The following is a 20,608-nucleotide window of genomic DNA, read 5'->3' as shown; positions in this document are numbered from 1 at the left end:
GAGCTTGAGGTCACCGGAGGTCGGGGTGGGCGTAGGGGTGGGGGTCGGCGTGGGCGTCGGGGTCGGCGTGGGGTCCGTGGACCCGGCGAAGACCTCGGTGATCGGCTGGACGTTCGCCGCGTTCCCCGCGTGCGTCGCCGTGCCGAAGAGGTCCTCCAGGGTGCGCAGCAGGTGGTGGTGGCTGTAGGCCGTGGAGTACGCGCCGGTCTTCACGTTCGCCCCGTGGAACACGGTGGCGATCCGGTTCGACCCGAGGTAGTTGTCCTCGTCCCAGGTGAGCACGAGCAGACTGTTGTGGGTCTTCGCCCACTGCGCGTACGCGTCCAGGTTGGTCTTCGTCCAGGTGTCGCCCGTGCCGACCGCGCAGTCGTGCATGTCGTTGCACAGGTTCGGCACCACGAAGGACAGGTTCGGCAGCGCCGCGAAACTGCCCTGCGGGAACTGCGACCAGGTCTTGCCGGTGTTCAGCGGCACGTTCTTGAAGGCGAACCACGGGTTGTGCTTCTGCGCGTACTTGCCGCTGCTGCACGCCGTCGACCCCTCGGCCGGCAGGTCCTCGTTGTACGTCGCGAAGGTCTTCCCCGCGGCGATCACCTCCTGCCCGAGGTTGGCCGCCGTCATCGACTGCGCGGTGTAGCAGCCGTCGCCGGTGATGCCCTGCGTGGCGCCGGAGAACAGGTTGAAGTAGTTCGGCTGGCTGGGGTGCGTCAACGCCTTCATGCCGGTCAGGCTCGCGCCGCCGTTCGCCAGCTGGTTGATGTACGGGGCGTTCGCGCTGCCGATGATCTCCCCGTACTGCTTGTTCTCGTAGACGGCGACCACCACGTGGTCGTACGTCGGCAGGCCGGCGGCCGCCGACGGCGCCTTCGCGTACGCGGCGCCCGTACTGCCGTCCGCGGCCTGTGAGTTGGCCACGGTGAAGGCGCCCAGCAAGGTGAGCGCGCCGAGCCCGGCCGCGAGCGCGGACCGGCGGGTCCGGCGTCTCGCGACGGCCTTGGGTGAGGGCATGAGCGGTTCCTCCTCGATCTCGGTGGTGCGGGACGGGTGTGGGTCACCCCTCTCGCCGGGCCGCTCCGGCCACGGCGATGTTCAAGAAGCGCGGCACGGGCCGGCCCCGGCCGCGGAAGTCCTCCGCCACCGCGGCCCGGACCGCCGTCAGACGCGTCTCGGGCAGCAGCACCAGCACGCTCCGGCCAGGCCGCGGCCCGGGCGCCCATGCGCTCAGCGCCCCCGCCCGGCGGGCGCAGTCCACCGCCCGGGCCAGCGCCGCCGGCCGGTCGGCCGCAGCCAGGCTCCCGCGCACGGCCAGCAGCACCAGCCGGCTGCCCGAGGCCGCCGGGTCGAAGGCCACGTACCGGGGCGGCTTCTCGCCGTCCCGGTCCACCAGCAGCGCCTCGCCGGGGCGGGCGAACAGGGCCGCCCGGTGCAGGGCCCGGTCACCGCCCGGCAGCGCCTCGGCGAGCAGCCGGGCGAGTCGGGCACGGTCCGGCTCCCCACCCGCCGGACCGCGTGCCCCGCCGCGGCCGTCCCCGTGGACGTCGGCCACCGCGAGCGCCGTCGCGCAGTCGGCGGGCTCCGCCACCGCCAGCCCCGAGGCCGCCGTGAGCGAGCCCTGAACGTGCAGGTCGGTCCCGCCGCGCCCGTAACCGGCGCGGGCGAGCGCCCGCAGCAGGGCGTACGGGCGGGCCGCCCAGGCGGGGACGGCGGACGGCGGCCCGTCCGGAGCCAGCGGCACTTCGCAGCTGTCGGCGGGATGCCCGAGCGAGCTCAGCCGCACCACGCCGTCGGAGCGCGGCGCGGCGGCGGCCGCCACCGGCCAGCCCGCGGCCGCCACCCGCCCCGGCGAGCCCAGGTGGAAGGCGTGCGGGGCGCTCCACACGGCGGCCGGGGCCCGGCCGTGCGCGGACTCCAGGGCGTAGGCGACGAGCCGGAACAGCGGGTCGGCGGTGGCCCGGCGGGCGAGGTCGGGACCCTTGCCGCCCACCGGCGGGCTGACCGGGGCGCCGGTCACGGCCCCACCTTGCGGGCCAGCATCCGGTAGGCGTTGCCGCCGTCCGACCGCCGGGCCGCGGCCGTGCGCACCGCGTCGAGCACCGCCGCACCGGCGAAGCAGGGCAGCGCCGCAGCCCGTACGGCCGCGGCGGCAGCTCGGCGGCGCGGTGTCGCCGGCGGGCCCCAGGGCCGGTCCGGATCAGGAGCCAGGCGCGTCGCGGTCAGGGCCACCGCGCCGAAGAAGTCGTTGCCCTGGTGGGCGGGGCCGTGCTCCTCGGCGAGCACGGTGAACCCGCGGTCGGCCAGCGCCTCCCGCAGGTTGGGGGCCGGGATCAGGTGCTGGTGCTGCGGCTGGAACCAGGGCAGCCAGGCGGATCCCAGCAGCCGGGCCATCCGCGACTGCGGATCCGGCAGCTCGATGGCCACCAGCCCGCCCGGAGCCAGCACCTCGGCCGCCGCGTCGAGTTCGGCGAGCGGATCGCGGGTGTGCTCCAGGTAGTGGTACATGCTGACCACCTCGTACCGGCCGGCCAGTTTCTCGGCGAACTCCGGGAACTGGCCCTGGAACCCGCTCTCCACCCAGCCGCGCCGCTCGGCCTCGCGCACGCCCTCGCCCATGTCGAGCCCGTCGAAGCGGGTCTGCGGCCACACGGCCCGTGCGGCGTTGCAGAAGTGTCCGTGCCCCGTGCCGACGTCCAGCCAGGAGGCCGGGGCGCCGCCGTACGGGCGGAGCATCTCGGCGCGGGCCCGGTAGGAGGCACCGAGCCGCCCGAAGACCGTGCCCGCGCCCTCGCCGCCGCGGCCGTCGTAGAAGTCGCGGTAGTAGAACTCCAGGCCCTCGGGGGTCAGCCGGGGGTTCTGGAAGACGTGCGCGCAGGCCCCGCACTGCTCCAGGGTGAACCGGCCGGGCTTGCCTTGGAGCAGGTCCGGCACCCGCACCCGGACCGTGAGCCGCCGGGAGCCGCACCACGGGCAGTCCGGGCGGCGCGGCTCCAGGAACCGGTCGGTGCCGCCGGCCAGATCGGCCCGGTACGCGGCCACCCGCGCCCGGTCGGCCGCGGTGGGCGTCCGCGGTCGTGCGGCGTGTGCGGCCGTACGGAGAGCCGCGCCGAGGGAGCGTACCGGCCGGGCGGCGGTCGCCCGGGCCAGGTCCGCAGGCCGCAGCGGGCTCCCGGGGCCGCCGAGGGCGAGGTACGGCTGCAGCCAGTACAGCCCGGCCGCGGCCGCGCCCCACCGGCCCTGGCGCCCGGCCACCGTGGCGAGCAGGGCCAGGCCCGCGAGCTGCGCGGCGGCCAGCGCCCCCGGCGGCAGCCCCTGGGCGCGCAGCTCGGCCACCCGCACCGGGCCGGTGTCCGCGTCGGGGGCCGGCCGCCCGCCGGACAGGGCCGGGGCCACGGCCAGGCCGGTGGCGTCGGCCGCGTACTCCTTCAAGCGGCGCATCAGCGAGAGGAGTTCGGCGCGGTCCGGGCCGGGTGAACCGGTGCCCGCACCCACCTCGCCGTCGATCCCGGCCCGGGCGAGCACCTCCTCCGAGACGAGCACGGCGCACCCCGCCCCGCGCCCCTCGCCCAGGCGGTCGTCGCGGTAGCGGGCCGGATCGACCAGCCGCAGCAGGCCCAGCACCCGCTCGGCGGCGAGGTCCCCCGGCAGCAGGTCCAGCACCCGCAGCCCCTCCCGGTCGGCGTACGCGCAGGCGGCCAGGAACGTCGCCGGGTCGGCCTCCACCCCCCGCGCGGTCAGCAGCCGCCACCCGGCGGCGCGCGGCACCCCGGCCGAGCAGGCCGGGATCGGGGGCAGGGCGGGCAGCGCCCGCAGGCGCCGCCGGGCGCGCACGGTGCCCGCGCCGAGCGCGACCAGCAGGGCCGCGGAGGTCCACCGGACCCCGGCCGCCACCGACGGCCTCCCGGAGAACACGGAGGTCACGGGGCTCGCAGCGTGGACAGGGTTCACAGCAGTTTCTCCAACCGGTCGGCCGCGGCGGCGGCTCCGCCCGCCGCGGCGAAGGAGGCCTGGATCCGCCGGGCGGCGCGGCGCGGGCCGGGCTCGTCCAGCACGGCCGTCATGGCGTCCCGCAGTTCCTCGGCCCGGGGCCGGCCGAACCGCACCCGGACCCCGGCGCCCGCCTCGACGACCTGCCGGGCCACGATCGGCTGGTCGTCCCGGATCGGCGCCAGCACCAGCGGCAGCCCGTGCGCGAGCGCCTCGCAGACGGTGTTGTGGCCGCCGTGGCAGACCACGGCGTCCAGATGGGGCAGCAGCTCCAGCTGCGGCACCCGGTCCTGCACCAACACGTTCGAGGGTGCCGACCCGGCCAGTCGGGCGGGCCCCGCCAGGACCAGCTGGACCTCGCCGGCCAGCCGCCGCGCGGCCGCCAGCACGGCGTCGTAGAACCGGCCGCCGGCCTCCTGGTTGAGGGTCCCCAGCGACACCAGCACCCGGCGCCGCTCCGGATCCAGCCGCTGCCACGGGAAGCCGGGCGCGGGCGGCCGGGCCCCGAAGGCGGGGCCGACGAAGGCGTGGTGCGGCGGGGAGCCGGCCCCGGTGCCCACCAGTTCGGGGGTGGAGAAGACCAGCACGAGCCGCTCGGAGAACCGCGGGTCCCAGCCGGTGTCCTCCTCCCCGCACGAGGCGAGGAAGCCGGAGATCTGCCCCGCGACCCATTCGCCGACCTTCGGGAAGTCCGCGAACGGCCGGGTGAGTTCGGCGGAGGTGCTCGCGGAGGTGGCCCAGGGGATCCCGAGCCGCCGCGCCACCACCGGACCGGCGAGCGCCTGCTGGTCGGCGACGAGCAGGTCGGGGCCGAAGGCGCGGACCGCCTCCGTCACCCCCGGCACCATCGCCCGGGCCAGCGGCACCAGCGCCTCCTCCCAGAGGAAGCGCAGGGCTCCGACCCCGCGCAGATCGCGCCAGCGCTCGTGCAGGGCCGCGTAGCCGCCGTTGTCCTCCCCGGCCGGCAGGATCCGTACGTACGGGGGCAGCAGGCGGGACAGCGGACCGCTCGGCCCAGTCCAGGCCACCTCGTGACCCCGGGCGGCGAGTTCGGCGCCGACGGCCACCGTCGGGTTGACGTGCCCCGCCAGCGGCGGGACCGTGAACAGCACCTTCACCGGACCAGCACTCCCCCCGGGGTGGCGTGCGCGGCAGCCGCCGTCGCGTCCAGATGGGCCAGGACGGCCTTGCGCAGGGAGCCGCTGCTCTCCTTCAGCACGTCGTGCCCGAGACCGGGCAGGATTTCGACGGCCGTGCTGTCCCGCGGGGCGTGCTCGGCCAGCTCCAATGCGCCCGGCACCAGTTCGGAATGCTCACCGCACACGATCAGGAGCGGGCAGCGCAGCCGGGCGTAGTCGGCGGTGGTGAAGGTGCGGCTGGCCGCGATGTCGTCGACGAGGCTGGTCCGGTTGAGCAGGTCGTCGGCGATCGCCGTCAGATGGGCGGCCTTGCGCAGCCTGAGGCCGAGCAGCTCGGCGGGGACCGCACTGCCCTCCAGGCTGAGCGCGGCGGCGGACAGGGTGTCCACCATGTTCTCCACCCAGGCGCCGCTGAGCGGGGGTTCGAGCAGCGTCAGCCCGGCGACCAGCTCGGGCCGGGCGAGCGCGGCGTGCAGGGCGAGCGTGCCGCCGTAGCTGTTGCCGACCAGGTGCAGTCGGCGCCGCCCGAGGCCGAGCGCGCCGAGCAGCGCGAACAGGTCCCGTACGGCCGTACGGCTGTCGTAGCCGGCGGCCGGGCGCTCGGTACGGCCGTGCCCCCGCAGGTCGTAGAGGACGACCTCGTGGCCGGCGCGGGCCGCGGGCACGGCGAGGGGGCAGTAGAAGGAGGAGAGGTTGTCGACGACGAGCCCGTGCAGGAAGACCACGACCGGCCGGTCGGGGGCATCGGCGGCCGCCGGGAGCCGCTGGACGTGGAAGCGCAGGGCGTTGGCGGTGGTGAAGGCCATGGCGGGCTCAGCCGGCGGACGCTGCGGGGGCGGCCGGGCGGGCCGTCGTGGCGCGGGCGAGGGAGGCCTGGGCGAGGGAGGCGTGGGTGACCCGCCCGATGTGGGTGACCAGCTCACCGACGGACATGGCGAGGATGGCGTCCATGTCCTTCTCGGCGAGGAAGCCCATCAGATCGACCTCGGCGCCATAGCGCTGGTGCAGCAGCTCGGCGAGAGCGACGAACTCGATGCTCTCCAGGGCGAGGTCCTCGTTGAACGTCGTCTTCATCGTGACCTCTTCCGCGAGGAGGAACTCGTCGCCGACGATCTCCACGAGCATGCCGGTGATCTCGGCGAGGATGTCAGTGGCCATGACTGGTCTCCGTGAGGGTGAGGGGAACGGGGGAGGACCCCGCGGGGTGGGCGGTCCAGGCGACGACGTGGTCCTCGGGCAGCAGACTCGTCCGTACGGGGTACGGCTGCCCCTCGGGCGACAGCACCCGCAGCGCCGCGGTGGCCGGGTCGTCGGTCACCCGCCATTCGCGCGGACGGCCGCCGAGCCCGGTGCCGGCCGCCTTGGCGGCGGCCTCCTTGGCACACCAGAGGGCGGTGAGCGCGGCGGGCAGGCCGGTGCCTTCGCGGTCGGCGAGCTGCTCGGCGAGGCGGACCTCCCCGGGGGAGCAGGCGACCCGCAGCAGGGCGCCGGGATCGCCGGTCACCGGCTCCACGTCGATGCCGACCGGCCGGGAGGCGTGCGCGAGGGCCACCGCGATCCGGTCCTTGTGGGAGATCGACAGGTGCAGGCCGCGGGTGAGCGGGCCCTCGGGCACGGGGCGCCCGGCCGGATCGTTGCCGACGGGCACCTCCACGGGGAACACCGGACCGGCGCCGCCGTCCCACAGCAGCTGCCGCAGGGCGTCCTTGGCGGCGATCCGGCCCAGCAGCCAAGGGCCGCGGGCGCGGAGCGCGAGCCGTTCGTACGCGGCGCGTTCGGCGGCGCCGAGGTAGCGGCGCATCACCAGCTCCTGCGAGGCGGGGTCGGCCCACCGGCGCCGGGCCAGACACCAGCCGGCGGGCTGCGGCTCGCCGATGCCGCACACCTCGGGGGTGAACTTCATCGGCCACACCCGCTCGTCGGCGCCGAACCGGCGGTACGTCCAGCCGTCGATCCGGGCCCACACCCGGCCGCTGCGGTCCTGGAGTTCGAGATCACCGCGCACGGTCACGTCACGGACCTCCCGGATGCGGGCGGTGGCGGTCAGCAGGGCCTGCGGGGCGGGCGGGGGCCCGTAGAACCGGATCCGGTCGACGGTGGCGGGGAACACCAGGCGGTCGACGGGCAGTTCGAGCTGCATCCAGTGCCCGAAGAGCTGCCCGGCGGCATCGAGCAGAGCGCCGGGGGCGGGGAGCGCGCGCAGCTCCCCGCGGATGCCGTCGGCGGCGACGGTGTGGACCGCGTGCACTCCGGCGAAGCGGGGGCCGTGGAACATCCACCGGTCCCGGTAGAGGGCGTCGGCGCTGACGGGGGCGGGCCGGGGATCGCGCAGGGGTGTCGGGTCGGGGCCCGGCGGTGTCCCGTGGCTCCGGCCGAGCACGACGACCACGGAGGCGTACGGGCCGAGCGTGACCCGGATCCGGCCGTCGCCCTCGTCCCGGGTCCGGACGTCGACGTCGACGGCGGGTGCGACGGGGAGCCAGCGCAGGGCCCGTACGTCCTCGTAGCCGAGGACGGCGGCCGCGCCCTCGGCGGCGTGCCGCAGGGCCGCGTCGGCGGCGAGCTCCAGCATGGTCGTCATGGGCACGACGGGAAACCGGTCGGAGTCCTCGGCCCAGCCGTCGGGTTGCAGGTACACGCAGTGGTCGCGGACGCAGGGCAGCGTGTCCAGCCCGAGCCGCAGCACGCGCGCCGTCTCCGTCCCGCCCCCGCCGCCCCGGACCGGGTGCGCCCCGCCCGCCGGGCTGCTGTCCGGGGCGGTCGCCCGTGCGGCCTCCGCGGCGGCGGGTGGTTCCCCGGCGGCCTGTCGCGGGCCCGTCGGGGCCGCGGGAGGGGATGTCGGGGACAGGGCCCAGGCCTCGGCCACCGTCCGGGCGGCGGCGTCGGCTTCGGCGAGGACGGCGTCCAGCGCGGACAGCAGGACCGGCCGGAATGCCGCCGGATCGCCCACCGCGCCGGGCGCCCCGCCGTTGGGAGAGAGCGGCGGGAGAGCCGGCGAGGCCGGGGACGGGGCCGGCCCGGGGTGTGAGAAGGCCGCACGGGCCGCGGGCGGGAGGTGGACCAGGGGGGAGCCGAGGTCGAGCTGCACGGTGGGACGGCGCGCGGCAGGGGGGTCTGAGGCCGGGCGGGCCGCCGCGCCGTCAGGCGCCTGCGCAGCGCCGTCCGAGGGGCGGCGCGGCGCCGTCAGGCGGTCCCAGCGCGGGGCGTGGCCCTCGGCCCAGAGCGCGGCGCAGGCCCGCCGCAGGGCGGCCAGGCCCGACAGGCGCGGCGCCGAGACCGCCACCGCGAGGTGCCCGCGGTCCCGGAGGGTGTCCTCCACGAAGCCCGGCAGGCTGCCCGGCCCCAGCGCCACGAAGCTCCGCACGCCCGCGTCCTCGTACAGCCGCAGGGTCAGCTCGCGGAACCGGACCGGCTCCAGGAGGTGGCGTACCACCAGCTCCCGCACCGCCTCCGGCTCGGCCGGGAAGGGTGCGAGCGTCGTCGCCGACCACACCGGCACCGAGCCCGCCCGCAGCGGCAGTTGCTCGAAGGCGGCCCGCACCTGCCCGAGGTACGGCTCCCACATCGGCGTGTGGAACCCCGAGCGGAAGGGCAGTTCCTGGCCCAGGACCCCGTCCGCGCGCAGCCGTTCCAGGACCTGCGCCACCCCGGCCGGGTCCCCGCACACCACCGACTGGTGCGGGCAGTTGTCGTGGCTGACCACCACCCCCGGCACCCCGTGCAGCGCCGCCTCCGCCCGGGCCGACCCACAGCCCAGGGCCGCGTACACCAGGTCGGGCACCTTCAGCGAGCCCGGCCGCAGCGAGTCCAGGAAGGCGTCGGCCGCCTCCTGCGGGTACATGCCCGCGGCCACCATCGCGGCCCACTCGCCCAGGCTGTGGCCGGCCAGCACGTCGGGCACGATGCCGAGTTCGGGCAGGACCCGGGCCAGGAACCGGCCGGTGGCGAGCGCGTCGAGGGCCCGCTCCACCAGGTCCGCGCCCCGGCTCAGCGCGGGGGCGGCCAGCCGGAACCGGTCCGCCACATCGTCCAGCACCGGCGCGAACTCCGGCTCCAGACCCGGGAACAGGAACGCCAGCCGCCCGCCCAGCGGCTCCGGCGTGAACCACACGTCGCCGCGCCCCCGCCAGGCCCGCCCCCGCGCCACCGCCTTCGCGGCCAGCGCGAGCCGCTGCGGCGTGGGCCCGACCACCGCCAGCCGGCACGGGCCGTCCCCCGTCGAGCGGGAGCCCGCCGCCAGCAGCCGCGCCAACTCCGCCGGGGTGTCCGCAGCGAGCCGGAGCACCTCGTCCCGCCCGCCCGCGCCGCCCGGCGGAGCCTGCGCCGCCCCGAGCGGCAGGAAGCGGCGTACGGGAGCGGGAGCGGCCCGGCGGCCCGGGGCCGCGGCGGCGGCCGTCCCCGGCGCCTGCTCCAGCACCACGTGGGCGTTGATCCCGCCGAAGCCGAACGCGTTGACCCCCGCCCGGCGCGGCCCCGCCGTACGCTCCCACGGCTGCGCCACGGTGACCGGCCGCATCCGGGTCCGCGCCAGGTCCGGGTGCGGCTCCGCCAGGTGCAGGGTCGGCGGGAGCACCCCTTCGTACACGGCCAGGGCCGCCTTGATCAGCCCGGCCATGCCGGAGGCCTGCATCGTGTGCCCGAGCATCGACTTCACGGAGCCGAAGCCGATCCCGGACCCGGCTCCGGTCCCAGGACCGGAGCCGGAGCGGGCGTCGTCCGGGGGGCCGAAGACCTGGGCCAGGGTTTCCAGTTCGGCCGTGTCCCCGACCGGGGTGCCGGTGCCGTGCGCCTCCAGCAGGCCCAGCGCGTCGGCGGCCCGCGGGTCCAGGCCGGCGTCCTGCCAGGCCCGCTCCAGCGCCCGTACCTGACCGGCGACCAGCGGGCTCATCAGGCTCGCCGCCCGGCCGTCACCCGCCACACCCGTACCGCGGATCACCGCGTAGATCCGGTCGCCGTCGCGCTCCGCGTCCGCGAGGCGCTTCAGGAGCACCACGCCCGTCCCCTCGGACAGCAGCGTCCCGTCGGCCCGCCGGTCGAAGGGCCGGATCCGCTCGCTCGGGCTGAGCGCCCGCAGCTGGGTGAAGACGCTCCACAGGGTGGCGATGTGGCAGTGGTGGACGGCCCCCGCGACCACCGCGTCGCAGCGTCCGCCCGCCAGCAGCCCCACCGCCTGGTCCACCGCCAGCAGGGAGGAGGCGCAGGCCGCGTCGAGGGTGTAGGCGGGTCCGCGGAAGTCCAGCCGGTTCGCCGTCCGGGCGGCGGTGAAGCTCGGCACCAACCCGATCGAGGCATCGGGCCGCTCCGGTCCCAGCGCGTCCTGGAAGGCGGTACGCACCGCCGCGATCCGCCGTTCGTCCAGCTCGGGCGCGAGCTCCCGCAGGGTCTGCGCCAACTGGTGCGCCGTCCGCACGCGTTGGTCGAGCCGCGCGGTGGCCACCCCCATGAACCCGCCCCGGCCGAGCACCACCCCGATCCGCGAGCGGTCCGCCGGCAGCCGGTCCTCGCCGCCGGCGTCCGAGATCGCCTCGGCCGTCGCGTGCAGGGCCAGCATCTGGTCGGGCTCGGCGCCCTCCACGGCGGCCGGCATGATCCCGAACCGGGTCGGGTCGAAGGCGGCCAGGCCGTCGACGAAGCCGCCGCGGCGGCAGTAGAACCGGTCCCCGGCCGCGGGGCCGCTCGCGCCGTCCGGGTCGTAGTACACCTCCGGGTCCCATCGCCCCGGCGGCACCTCGGTGATGACGTCCGCGCCCGCCAGGAGGTTGCGTCGGTACGCGGCCAGGTCGGCGGCCCCCGGGAAGACCGCGCCCATCCCGACGATCGCCGCGTCGGTGGGCCGCGGACCGAGCCGCCCGCGTCCCCGCTCACTCATCGCCGCCGCCTTCCTGCGCCATCAGGACCACCTGTACGTCGCTGCCGTGGGCGAGTTCGTCGAGGAACGCGGCGGTCCCGGCCTCGGCGTCGATCAGCGCGATGCCCCGGCGGGCGTACGCGCGTTCCAGCTCGGGCGTGACCATGCCGCCCGCCTCCGCCACCCAGGGGCCCCAGTCGACGGACAGGACCCGGCCGGGGAGGTACGCGGACCAGGCGTGCGCCAGGCTGTCGAGGGCGTCGTTCGCGGCGGCGTAGTCGCTCTGGCCGCGGTTGCCGTAGACCCCGGCGACACTGCCGAACAGCGCGAGGAAGCGCAGGGCGGGCCCCGACCCGTGTTCGGCGGCCGCCGCCGCGAGGTTTCGGGCGCCGGTCACCTTCGTGGTGAACACCTCGGCGAAGGCGGCCGGCTGCTTGTCGGCCAGCAGGCCGTCGCGCAGGGTCCCGGCGCCGTGGACGATGCCGTCCAGCCGGCCGTGGCGCTCCCGTACGGCGGCCACGACGGACCGGACGGCCTGCTCGTCGGTGACGTCGGCGCAGTGGTAGCGGACGGAGGCCGCCAGCGGGCCGAGAGCGGCCAGGGTGGCCCGTACCTCGCGCTCCGCGAGGACCCGGGAGGCCGCGCTCTCGATCTCGGCGGGCGTCCGCAGACCGGCGCCGATCAGCGCGGCGCGCAGCGCCACCCGGTCGGTGGCGTGGGCGAAGCGGTCCGGCTCGGCCGGGGGCTCGGGCGTACGGCCGAGCAGCTCGACGTGGCAGCCGGTACGGCGGGCCAGCGCGAGGGCGGTCCGGGCGGTGATCCCGCGGGCCCCGCCGGTGAGCAGGACCACGGACCGGGCGTCGAGCGGCAGCGGGCCGGCCGCGGCGGTGTCCGGCAGCGGGGCGGGGACGGGGCGGCGGGTGACCCGGGTCCCGTCGGCGGTGTACCCCACGGAGGAGGGTGCGCCGCCCGGGTCGGCGAGCTCGGAGAGGAGCTGCGCGGCCACCTGCTCGGGGTCCTCCTTGGGGCTGACCTCCACGGCCCGGACCAGGGCGGTGGGGAATTCGAGGGCGGCGCTGCGGGCGAATCCGTGCAGGCCGGTGCCGGCGGCGGGGGCGGGGGTGGTGGCGAGGACGAGTCGGCGGACGCCACCGGTCAGGGCGCGCCGGAGCCCGGGGAAGGCGTCAGGCAGGGCGGGCTCGGCGCCGGCCCGGAGCCCGGACAGGTCGACGAGCGCGTCGAAGCCGGAGGCGGCTTCGGCGATACGGTGCACCCCGGCCGCGCCGTGCCGGTGCAGCAGGGCTTCGAGCGCACCGGCCACGGCCTCCTGCCCCTCGCCGGCCACCGCGATCCGAAGCCCCCTCAGGGCTTCGGGATCCGCGTCCCGGGCGGGCAGGGGCACGGGGTCCACCCGCAGCCGGCGGACCGGGGCGGCCGGCGGCCTCGCGCGGGGCGGCGCGCTCCGCGGCGGTGTTTCGGGTGCGCCGCCCGGCGGGGCGGCCGCGGGGGCGGCGGTGTGGGAGACGACCCAGTCGACGATGCCGCGCAGGGTCTTGATCCGGGCCAGCTCCTCGACGACGGACTCGGCCGCACCGACGGACCCGGCGGCGCCTTGCGGCAGGCCGATCCGGTCGGCCAGGGCACCGATGATCTCGACGCGCTTGATGGAGTCGATGGACAGGTCGGCCTCCAGGTCGAGCTGGGGGTCGAGCATGTCGCGGGGGTACCCGGTACGGACGTGCACGATCTCCAGCACGACGTCCATCACCGCCTCGGCGCCGCCCGGAACGGTGCCTCCCGGGACGCCGCCTCCCAGGCCGGGGGCGCTCCCCGCCGCACCTGCGGCCCCGCCGTCCGGCCAGGCGCCGTTCGACGTGCCCGGGCCGGCGGCGCCGCTGCCGTTGGCCTGGAGGCCCGGCCAGGTGCCGGGGGCCAGGGGTGCGCCCACCGCAGCCGAGCCTGGCCGGGCCGGGGTGCCGCCCGTGTCGTTCGGCCGGCCGCCGCCCGGCGGGACCGGGCCCGTCGGGGCGGGAGACGCCGGGCCCGCGGCTCCCGGCCGTGCGCCGTTCAGCGGGGCCGTGACCGGGCCGGTGGCGGCGCTGCCGTTGGCTTGGGCGTCCGGCCAGGTGCCGGGGGGCAGGGGCGTGCTCGTCGGGCCCGAGTGCGTGGGGGAACCGGTGGAAGCGGACAAGTAGCCCAGCAGGACGCTGCGTTGGGCCTCGATCAGGGCGCGGGAGCCCTCCAGGTACTGGAGGACCGCCTCCTCGCGGTGCCGGGGGGCGGCGGGTGGCGGTGCCACGCGGTGGGGCGGCTGGAGGCCGCCCGCCAGGGGGGTGCCGTCCGCCGTGCGGACCAGGTGGCCGTCGACCAGCCAGCCCGGGCGGCGCGGCGCCCGGTCCGGGAGCGGGGCCGTCCGGCCCCGGAAGAGCGCCTCCGGCGCCACCGGCACGCCCGCCGCCGCCAATTCCGCCAGCGCCGTGACCAGCCGGGCCAGCCCGTGTTCGCCCGGCACGTCCAGCGGGACCACGGTGTGCGGCCGGCCGTGCAGGATCCGGCCCACCAGCCCCGAGAGCACCCGGCCGGGCCCCGCCTCCACGAAGGTGCGGACCCCCGCCGCGTACATGGCCTCCACCTGCTCCTCGAACCGGACCGGCTCCGCCACCTGACGGGCCAGCAGCTCCCGTACGGCACCGGCCTCCGCCGGGTACGGCTGCGCCGTGGTGTTCGACCAGACCGGGACGGCGGCGTCGGCCACCGCCGTCCCGGCCAGCTCCGCGGCCAGCGAACCGGCCGCCCCCGCGACCACCTCGCTGTGGAAGGCGCAGGCCACCGGCAGGAGCTCCGCCGACAGGCCCGCCGCCCGGATCCCCTCCACCGCGGCCCGGACGGCGGCCGTCGGACCGGAGACCACGCACTGGCGCGGGGCGTTGTGGTTCGCGACCGCGCAACCGGCCCGCGCCACGAGCTCCCGGACCTCGCCGGGCGCTGCCGCAACCGCCGCCATGGCACCCGGATCCGCCCCGGCCGCCGCCAGGATGGCCTCGGCCCGGCGGGTGCTCAGCCGCAGCAGGCTCTCCCCGTCGTACACCCCGGCCGCCCACAGCGCGGTGAGCTCCCCGTACGAGTGCCCGGCCACGCAGTCGGGCCGTACGCCCAGTTCCCCGAGCAGGACGTGCGCAGCCGCTCCCGCCAGCCCGAGGGCGGGCTGTGCGACCCGGGTGTCGGTCACCGCCGCCCGCTGCGCCGCCCGCTCCTGCGAGCTGAAGGCGCCCGGTGGGAACATCGCCGACACCACCTGCCCCGGCGCGTCGTCCAGCAGCTGCCGCAGCGCCGGGAAGGCGGTGAACAGCTCCCCGAGCATGCCCACCCGCTGGCTGCCCTGACCGGGGAACAGGAACGCCACCCGCCCCGGATCCGCCGCGTCCTCCTGTACGTGGACCCCCTCGCCCGCGGTGAAGGTACGGGCCCGCTCCAGCCGGGCCGCCACCTCGTCCAGGCTCCCGGCCACGACCGCGACCCGCACCGGCCCGGAGCCCGTCGCCGCGGTCTCCGCCGCGAGGTCCCGCAGCGCCCACGGGCGCCCGGCGGTGTCGTTCTGCTCCAGCCGGGCCGCGAGCCGCGCCATGGCCCGGGCGGCCGCCCGCCGGTCCTCGCCGCGGAAGCAGAACAGCTCGGCGGGCCAGTCCTCCACCCCGTGCGCCGGTTCCTCCGCTCCGCCGTAACCGGCCAACACGGCGTGGTAGTTGGTGCCGCCGAAGCCGAAGGCACTCACCCCGGCGATCCGGCGCTCCACGGGGACCGCCCACGGCCGGGCCTCGGTGTCGAAGGCGAAGGGGCTCGTCCCGCTCTGCCAGGCCGGGTTGGGCGCGGTGATGTGCAGGGTCGGCGGCCGGACCCCCGTGTGCACCGCGCGGGCCGCCTTGATGAGCCCCGCCAGTCCGGCCGCGCACTTGGTGTGCCCGAGCTGCGACTTCACCGAGCCCAGTGCGCAGGATCCCGGCGCGGCCCCGGCCTCGGTGAACAGCTTCTCCAGGACGGCCAGTTCGGTGCTGTCCCCGACCACCGTCCCGGTGCCGTGCGCCTCGACCAGCCCGACCTCGCGGGGGCTGATGCCTGCCCGGGCGTAGGCCCGTTCCAGGGCCCGCCGCTGCCCTTCCGGGCGGGGCGCGGTCAGGCCGAGGGAGCGGCCGTCGCTGGCCGCCCCGATGGCCTTGACCACGGCGTACACCCGGTCTCCGTCCCGCTCGGCGTCGGCGAGCCGCTTGAGCACCAGCACGCCCACGCCCTCGCCGAGCGCGATCCCGTCGGCCGCGGCGTCGAAGGGCCGGCAGCGGCCGGTCGGCGACAGCGCCCGCACCGAGGAGAAGAGCAGGTAGTCGTTGATCCCGTTGTGCACGTCGGCCCCGCCGCACAGCACCATGTCCGCGTCCCCGTCGCCGAGGTGCCGGCAGGCCAGGTCCAGGGCGGCCAGCGACGAGGCGCAGGCGGCGTCGACCGTGCAATTGGCCCCACCCAGGTCGAGGCGGTTGGCCACCCGGCCGGCGATCACATTGGCGAGGATGCCCGGGAAGGAGTCCTCGGTGAGCCGGGGCAGCTGCTCGTCGAGCCCTGGCGGGAGCTCTCCGAGGTAGGCGGGGTGCAGGGCGCGCAGCCCGTACGCACCGGCCAGTTCGGTGCCCGCCTCCGCGCCGAAGACCACCGCGGTCCGCGAGCGGTCGAACTCCCGGCCCGTGCCGTACCCCGCGTCCGCGAGGGCCCGCGCCGACATTTCCAGGGCCAGCAGCTGGACCGGCTCGATACCGGCCAGCGAGGCGGGCGGGATGCCGTGCGCGAGGGCGTCGAAGGGCACCGGGCCGAGGAAGCCGCCCCAGCGCGAGAGGCTGCGCTCCCCGGCCCGCGCCGGGTCGGCGTCGTAGTAGAGCGCCGGATCCCAGCGCTCGGGCGGGACCTCCGTCACCGCGTCGGCCCCGGCGAGGACCCGGGCCCAGTAGGCGCCGAGATCGGGCGCGCCCGGGTAGGCGCAGGCCATGCCCACGATGGCGATGTCCAGCGGGTCGCCGCCCGGCGGCGGGCCAGCCGGCCGGACCTGCTCGGCGGCCCGCCGCTCCAGCCACCGGGTCGCCCCCTCGGTGACCTCGGCGTGCAGCGCGGCGATCGTGGTGGTCCCGGTGCGCAGGGTGGCGGCTTGGCCGAGCATGAACAGGCCCTCGCGCTGCTGCTCCTGCCCGTTCACCGGGTCCAGGCCGCCCGAAGGGCCGCGGCGCAGCCCCTTGCTGGCGATCCGCAGCCGTCCCAGGTTCAGCCGCTCCAGCTCCTCCCACATCTCGCGCGGCTCGGTCCCACCGTCCGCGAGGCGCCGCCGGGTCTCCTCGAAGGTCTCGGCGTACGGGGTCGCCGCGCAGCGCGTCGCGTGCCCGGGTGCCGTGTGCAGCAGCACCGTCCGCGAGCAGTCCACCGCCGCCCGCTGGAAGCCCGGCAGTACCGCGCCGGCCGCCACCGCCTCCTCGGTGAACAGGTACGCGGTGCCCATCAGCACACCGACCCGCGCGCCCCGCTCGGCCAGCGGCGCGGCCGCCGCCACCGCCATCGCGGCGGAGCGCGCATCGTGGATGCCGCCCGCGAACAGCACGTCCAGCGCGGCCGGTTCGGGACAGCCGAGGAGCAGCTCGATCTGCTCCTCCCACAGCGCGAACGAGGCGCGCGGCCCGACGTGCCCCCCGCACTCCAGCCCCTCGAACACGAACCGCCGGGCGCCGCCAGAGAGATGGCGCTCCAGCAGCCCCGGTGAGGGGACGTGCAGGTGGGTCGCGGTCCCGGCGGCCTCCAGCGGCGCCGCCTGGGCCGGGGTCCCGCCCGCGATGATCGCGTACGGCGGCCGCACCTCGGCCACGGCCGCCAGCTGCTCCCGGCGCAGCTCGGGCGGGACGAAGCCGAGCAGGCCCACCCCCCAGGGGCGGTCCCCGAGCCGCTGCGCGGTCTCGGTGAGCAGTCGGCGTACGTCCGGCCCCTCCATCACCGCGAGCGCCAGGTACGGGACGCCGTCCCCGGCCGCGACCGCCTCGGCGAAGGCCGCCTGGTCGCTGACCCGGGTCATCGGCCCCTGTGCGACGGACCGCGGCCGCAGCAGGGGCCGGGCCCGCGCGGCCGCGTCCAAGTGGGCCGTGACGGCCGACCGCACGGCCTGGAGCACACCGCCGGTGGTGCGGTGGCGGGCGGCCAGCCGGGCCGCCGCGGCCCCGTCCTGGCCGACGGGCAGCAGCTGGGCCCGCAGATCCCGGGCCCCGAGCAGCAGGGCGGTCGGCCCCTCCGGAGGGCTCAGGTCCGGCCGGGAGTAGACCCGGTGGCCGTCGTGGATCCGGGTCTCGGAGCCGTCCATGGCCCGGAGCGCGGCCGCCACTTCGGCGGGCAGGGTCTGCGCCCCCTCGGTGGTCAGGGCCAGCTGTACGTCGAGCAGCACCCCGGCGGCCCCGCCCGTGACCGCCGCGGCCGCCGTGTGCGGCCCGATCCCCCCGAAGGCGAGCACGGGCACCCCGGCTCCGGGCCCGGCGAGCAATTGCTGGAGCAGGACGAAGGTGGTGGCCTCACCCACCCGGCCGCCGGCCTCGTGCCCCTTGGCCACCAGCGCCTGCGCCCCGGCGGCCACGGCGGCCCGGGCCTGTGCCCGGCCGGTGGCCTCGGCCCAGACCCGGCGCCTCCCGTGCGCCGCCCAGTCGGCCACCCGCCGGGGCGTGTGCTCCGCCGGGTCGGCGAGCAGCACCGTGTCCACCGCGTCCGGCAGCTCCTCCGGCCCGAGCGGGCAGTGCGCGGGCACCCGTACCCCGTACGGCCGTCCGGCGAGCCGGCGGTCGAGCTCGGCGAAGGCCCGCCGGGCGGCCCCCGGGTCCCGGCCGAGGTCGAGCAGCCCGAGGGACCCGGCCCGCTCGGCGGCGGTGACGAGCCGCGGGTGCGGCTCCTCGAACGGGCTGACCGCGACGACCAGGTCGCGGGCGCTGACGGGCTGCGGGGGCTGGGGGGTCACGGGCGCTCCTCTGATCGGTGCGGGCCGGATCGGTGCGGGTTCGGCGGTTCGGTGCGGGGTGGTGCGGTGCCGGGCGGTGCGGACGGGTGCGGGCCCGATCGGTGCGGGGGCCGTCGGTCCAGGCGGTGCGGATCAGTGCTGTGTGACGTCTCGGCGGGCGGGGTGGCACATCCCGGCATGCCGAAGGCCGTACGCGCACGGCAGGGACACCTCCGGCGGGGTCCGCCGAGGGCCGACGCGGTGCCCGGCCACCCGGGCCGCCCGCCACCGCAGGAGCCGGGGCGGGCTTGAACGGTGGTCAACCTCCCCGATGCCGCGATGCATCGTGCGGGGACACCCCTGCACTGTCAACGGTCATGCGGAGCGCTCCCTTTCGCCCCGGCGCCGCCGCCGGGGCCACCGGTCCGCACCTCTCCCGGACCCGGGCCGCGGCCCGCCCGGGCCGGTGGCCTGCACGGACGTCCCCCGGTCGGGCGGTACCCGGCGCACCGGCGGCCCGCACGATCCGACCCGGCCCATGCCGCACCGGCATACCTCGGCGACCACCGGGCATGAACATCCCTGCGCCGCGGAACACTTGTTCACCCGCCTGCCCCTTACAGGTAAGGCAGCACGCGGTTACCGTCCGGTCATGACCCCCACACTCGCGCAGCTTCGTTACCTCGTCGCCGTCGCGGACTGCCGTTCCATCACCGGTGCGGCCGCCTCGGTCTTCGTCGCCCAGTCCGCCCTGTCGCGGGCCGTCCAGGCCATGGAGCGGGACCTCGGAGTCGAACTCCTGGCCCGCCGGGGCAGGGGAGTGGACCTCACGCCCGAAGGAGCCCGCGTCGTGAGGCTGGCCCGTACGGTGCTCAACGCGGTCGAGGCCATCGACGACATCGGAGCCGCCCACGGCAAGGACGCCCGGGTCACCCTCACGCTCGCCACCACCCCCACCCTGGCCCTGGACCTGGCCGCCGAGCTCGTACCGGACTTCACCCGGCGGCATCCCGGCATCGACGTACGGCTCCAGCAGCACGACGGCCGGGAGGCGCTGGTACAGGAGCTGGGGGAGGGGCGCTGCGAACTGGCCCTGGTCGACCTGCCGGTCGACAAGGAGCTGTCCACGCACCACCTCCAGGAGCGCGAGGTGGTGCTGATCTCGCCGCCGGGCTCCCACCTGCCCGATCCGGTGCCCTTCCGGATGCTCGACGGGCTCCCCATGGTGCTGCCCACCCCCGGCACCGGCCGGCGCACCGAGATGGAAGCCCTGTTCAGCTGCCTGGGCGTGCGCCCCGTGCCCACCCTGGAGGTCGACGAACGGCTCGCCTGGGTGACCGGGGTGACCGACGGCCGGGGCTCGCTCATCTGGTACCGCGACGTGGTCTTACGCGCCTTCGGCAGCCGCGCCGAGGTCCGCTCCTTCACCCCGCCCCTGCTGCGCCCGGTGGGCCTCGCGCACGCCCGGCGACCGCTGAGCCGGGCGGCCCGCGCCTTCATCGCGCACGCCCGCCGCAATGCGCCCGTCCGCGAGCCGGTGCGCTGACCGGAACGCGCCACCCGGGCGCCCTGACATGCCGCCCCGGCATTCAACCATGCTCAAAACGGGGGTGGTTGGCCCTGGCGCCCACGGCACGCTTCCCCTCCCATGGGCGCATGTCCCCACTCCTCACCCCACCACGGGCCGCCGCCCTCGCGACCGCGGCCCTCGCCGTCCTCCTGCCGGCGCTCGCCTGGACCGGCGGCGCCACCGCCACCGCGTCCCCCGCTGCCCCCGCCGCCCCCGGCCCGGCCACCGCCGCGGCACCGGAGAAGAAGTGCACGCTCCCCGGGGGGCTGGCCGAGCTCAGCGGCCTCGCCATGAGCCGCAAGCACTCGGGCGTCTTCTACGCCGTCAACGACAGCGGCAACACCAACCAGGTCTTCGCCGTCGACTGCACGACGGCGACGGGCCGGCTGCGGGCCACGTACACCCTCGCGGGCGTCGGCAACACCGACTGGGAGGGCCTCGCCCTCGGCAAGGACTCCGCGGGCCGGCCGGCGATCCTCGTCGGCGACATCGGCGACAACTTCTCCGGTCGCGCGGAGATCACCGTGCACAGCGTCACCGAGCCGGACCAGCTCGCCGACGCCACACTGACCCCGGTCACCTACCGGTTCTCCTACGCGGACGGCAGGCACGACGCCGAGTCCCTGCTGGCCGACCCCGGCACCGGGCAGCTCTACATCGCGAGCAAACTCATCGGAGCCGCCGGCCAGGTGTACAAGGCCCCGCTGCCTCCGCTCACCGGCCAGGTGAACACGCTCACCGCGGTCCGCCCCGGTCCGGTCTTCGCCACCGACGGCGCGTTCTCGCCCTCCGGTGCCTCTTACGCCCTGCGCAGCGGCGGACCGTTCGGTGCCAACACGGCCACCGTCTACGACAGCGCCGGGACCCGGCTCGCGGACGTGGCGCTGCCCGCCCAGTCCCAGGGGGAGACCGTGACCTACGCGGACTGCACCAGCCTGCTCGTCGGGTCGGAGAACGACACGCAGATCTGGCGGGTCCCGCTGCCCCCGGAGACCACCCCGGGCTGCGGCACCCCGACGCCCACGCCCACCCCCACGCCCACCCCCACCCCGACCTCCGGTGACCTCAAGCTT

Annotated in this window: 10 protein-coding genes; 2 read left to right on the top strand and 8 right to left on the bottom strand. The window is 77.1% G+C overall.

Features of this window, described 5'->3' with window-relative positions:
- The 8 genes from AC0666_RS33615 to AC0666_RS33580 form a co-directional block, all read right to left on the bottom strand.
- Positions 1 to 1,008, bottom strand: a 1,008-nt coding sequence (locus AC0666_RS33615; RefSeq protein ID WP_478709073.1) for an alkaline phosphatase family protein, incomplete at its 3' end; no start/stop codon positions are given.
- Positions 1,009 to 1,051: 43 nt separating this feature from the next.
- On the bottom strand, positions 1,052 to 2,011 hold the full coding sequence (locus AC0666_RS33610) for a galactokinase (protein WP_478709072.1): 960 nt from the start codon (positions 2,009 to 2,011) through the stop codon (positions 1,052 to 1,054).
- A complete protein-coding gene (locus AC0666_RS33605; protein WP_478709071.1) occupies positions 2,008 to 3,915 on the bottom strand; it encodes a methyltransferase domain-containing protein in 1,908 nt (635 codons plus the stop codon). The genes AC0666_RS33610 and AC0666_RS33605 overlap by 4 nt, the downstream gene beginning before the upstream one ends.
- 23 nt (positions 3,916 to 3,938) lie before the next feature.
- Entirely contained in the window at positions 3,939 to 5,099 is a 1,161-nt protein-coding gene (locus AC0666_RS33600; RefSeq protein WP_478709070.1) for a glycosyltransferase, read from the bottom strand.
- Complete coding sequence (locus AC0666_RS33595) at positions 5,096 to 5,926, bottom strand: alpha/beta fold hydrolase (RefSeq protein ID WP_468969209.1); 831 nt, start codon at positions 5,924 to 5,926, stop codon at positions 5,096 to 5,098. The genes AC0666_RS33600 and AC0666_RS33595 overlap by 4 nt, the downstream gene beginning before the upstream one ends.
- 7 nt (positions 5,927 to 5,933) lie before the next feature.
- A complete protein-coding gene (locus tag AC0666_RS33590) occupies positions 5,934 to 6,278 on the bottom strand; it encodes an acyl carrier protein (protein ID WP_478709069.1) in 345 nt (114 codons plus the stop codon).
- Complete coding sequence (locus tag AC0666_RS33585; RefSeq protein ID WP_478709068.1) at positions 6,268 to 10,989, bottom strand: beta-ketoacyl synthase N-terminal-like domain-containing protein; 4,722 nt, start codon at positions 10,987 to 10,989, stop codon at positions 6,268 to 6,270. Before AC0666_RS33585 ends, AC0666_RS33590 begins: the two co-directional genes overlap by 11 nt.
- Complete coding sequence (locus AC0666_RS33580) at positions 10,982 to 17,986, bottom strand: SDR family NAD(P)-dependent oxidoreductase (RefSeq protein ID WP_478709067.1); 7,005 nt, start codon at positions 17,984 to 17,986, stop codon at positions 10,982 to 10,984. Before AC0666_RS33580 ends, AC0666_RS33585 begins: the two co-directional genes overlap by 8 nt.
- 631 nt (positions 17,987 to 18,617) lie before the next feature.
- Here AC0666_RS33580 and AC0666_RS33575 point away from each other — a divergent pair.
- Both AC0666_RS33575 and AC0666_RS33570 read left to right on the top strand, forming a co-directional pair.
- The gene (locus tag AC0666_RS33575; protein ID WP_361721602.1) at positions 18,618 to 19,511 is read left to right on the top strand and encodes a LysR family transcriptional regulator; all 894 of its coding nucleotides are present in this window, start codon (positions 18,618 to 18,620) and stop codon (positions 19,509 to 19,511) included.
- A 110-nt stretch (positions 19,512 to 19,621) separates the two neighbouring features.
- On the top strand, positions 19,622 to 20,608 hold a 987-nt coding region (locus AC0666_RS33570), incomplete at its 3' end, for a hypothetical protein (protein WP_478709066.1).

The organism is Streptomyces sp. NPDC043680 (assembly GCF_056436685.1).
This window is presented reverse-complemented; position numbering and strand designations above follow the sequence as displayed.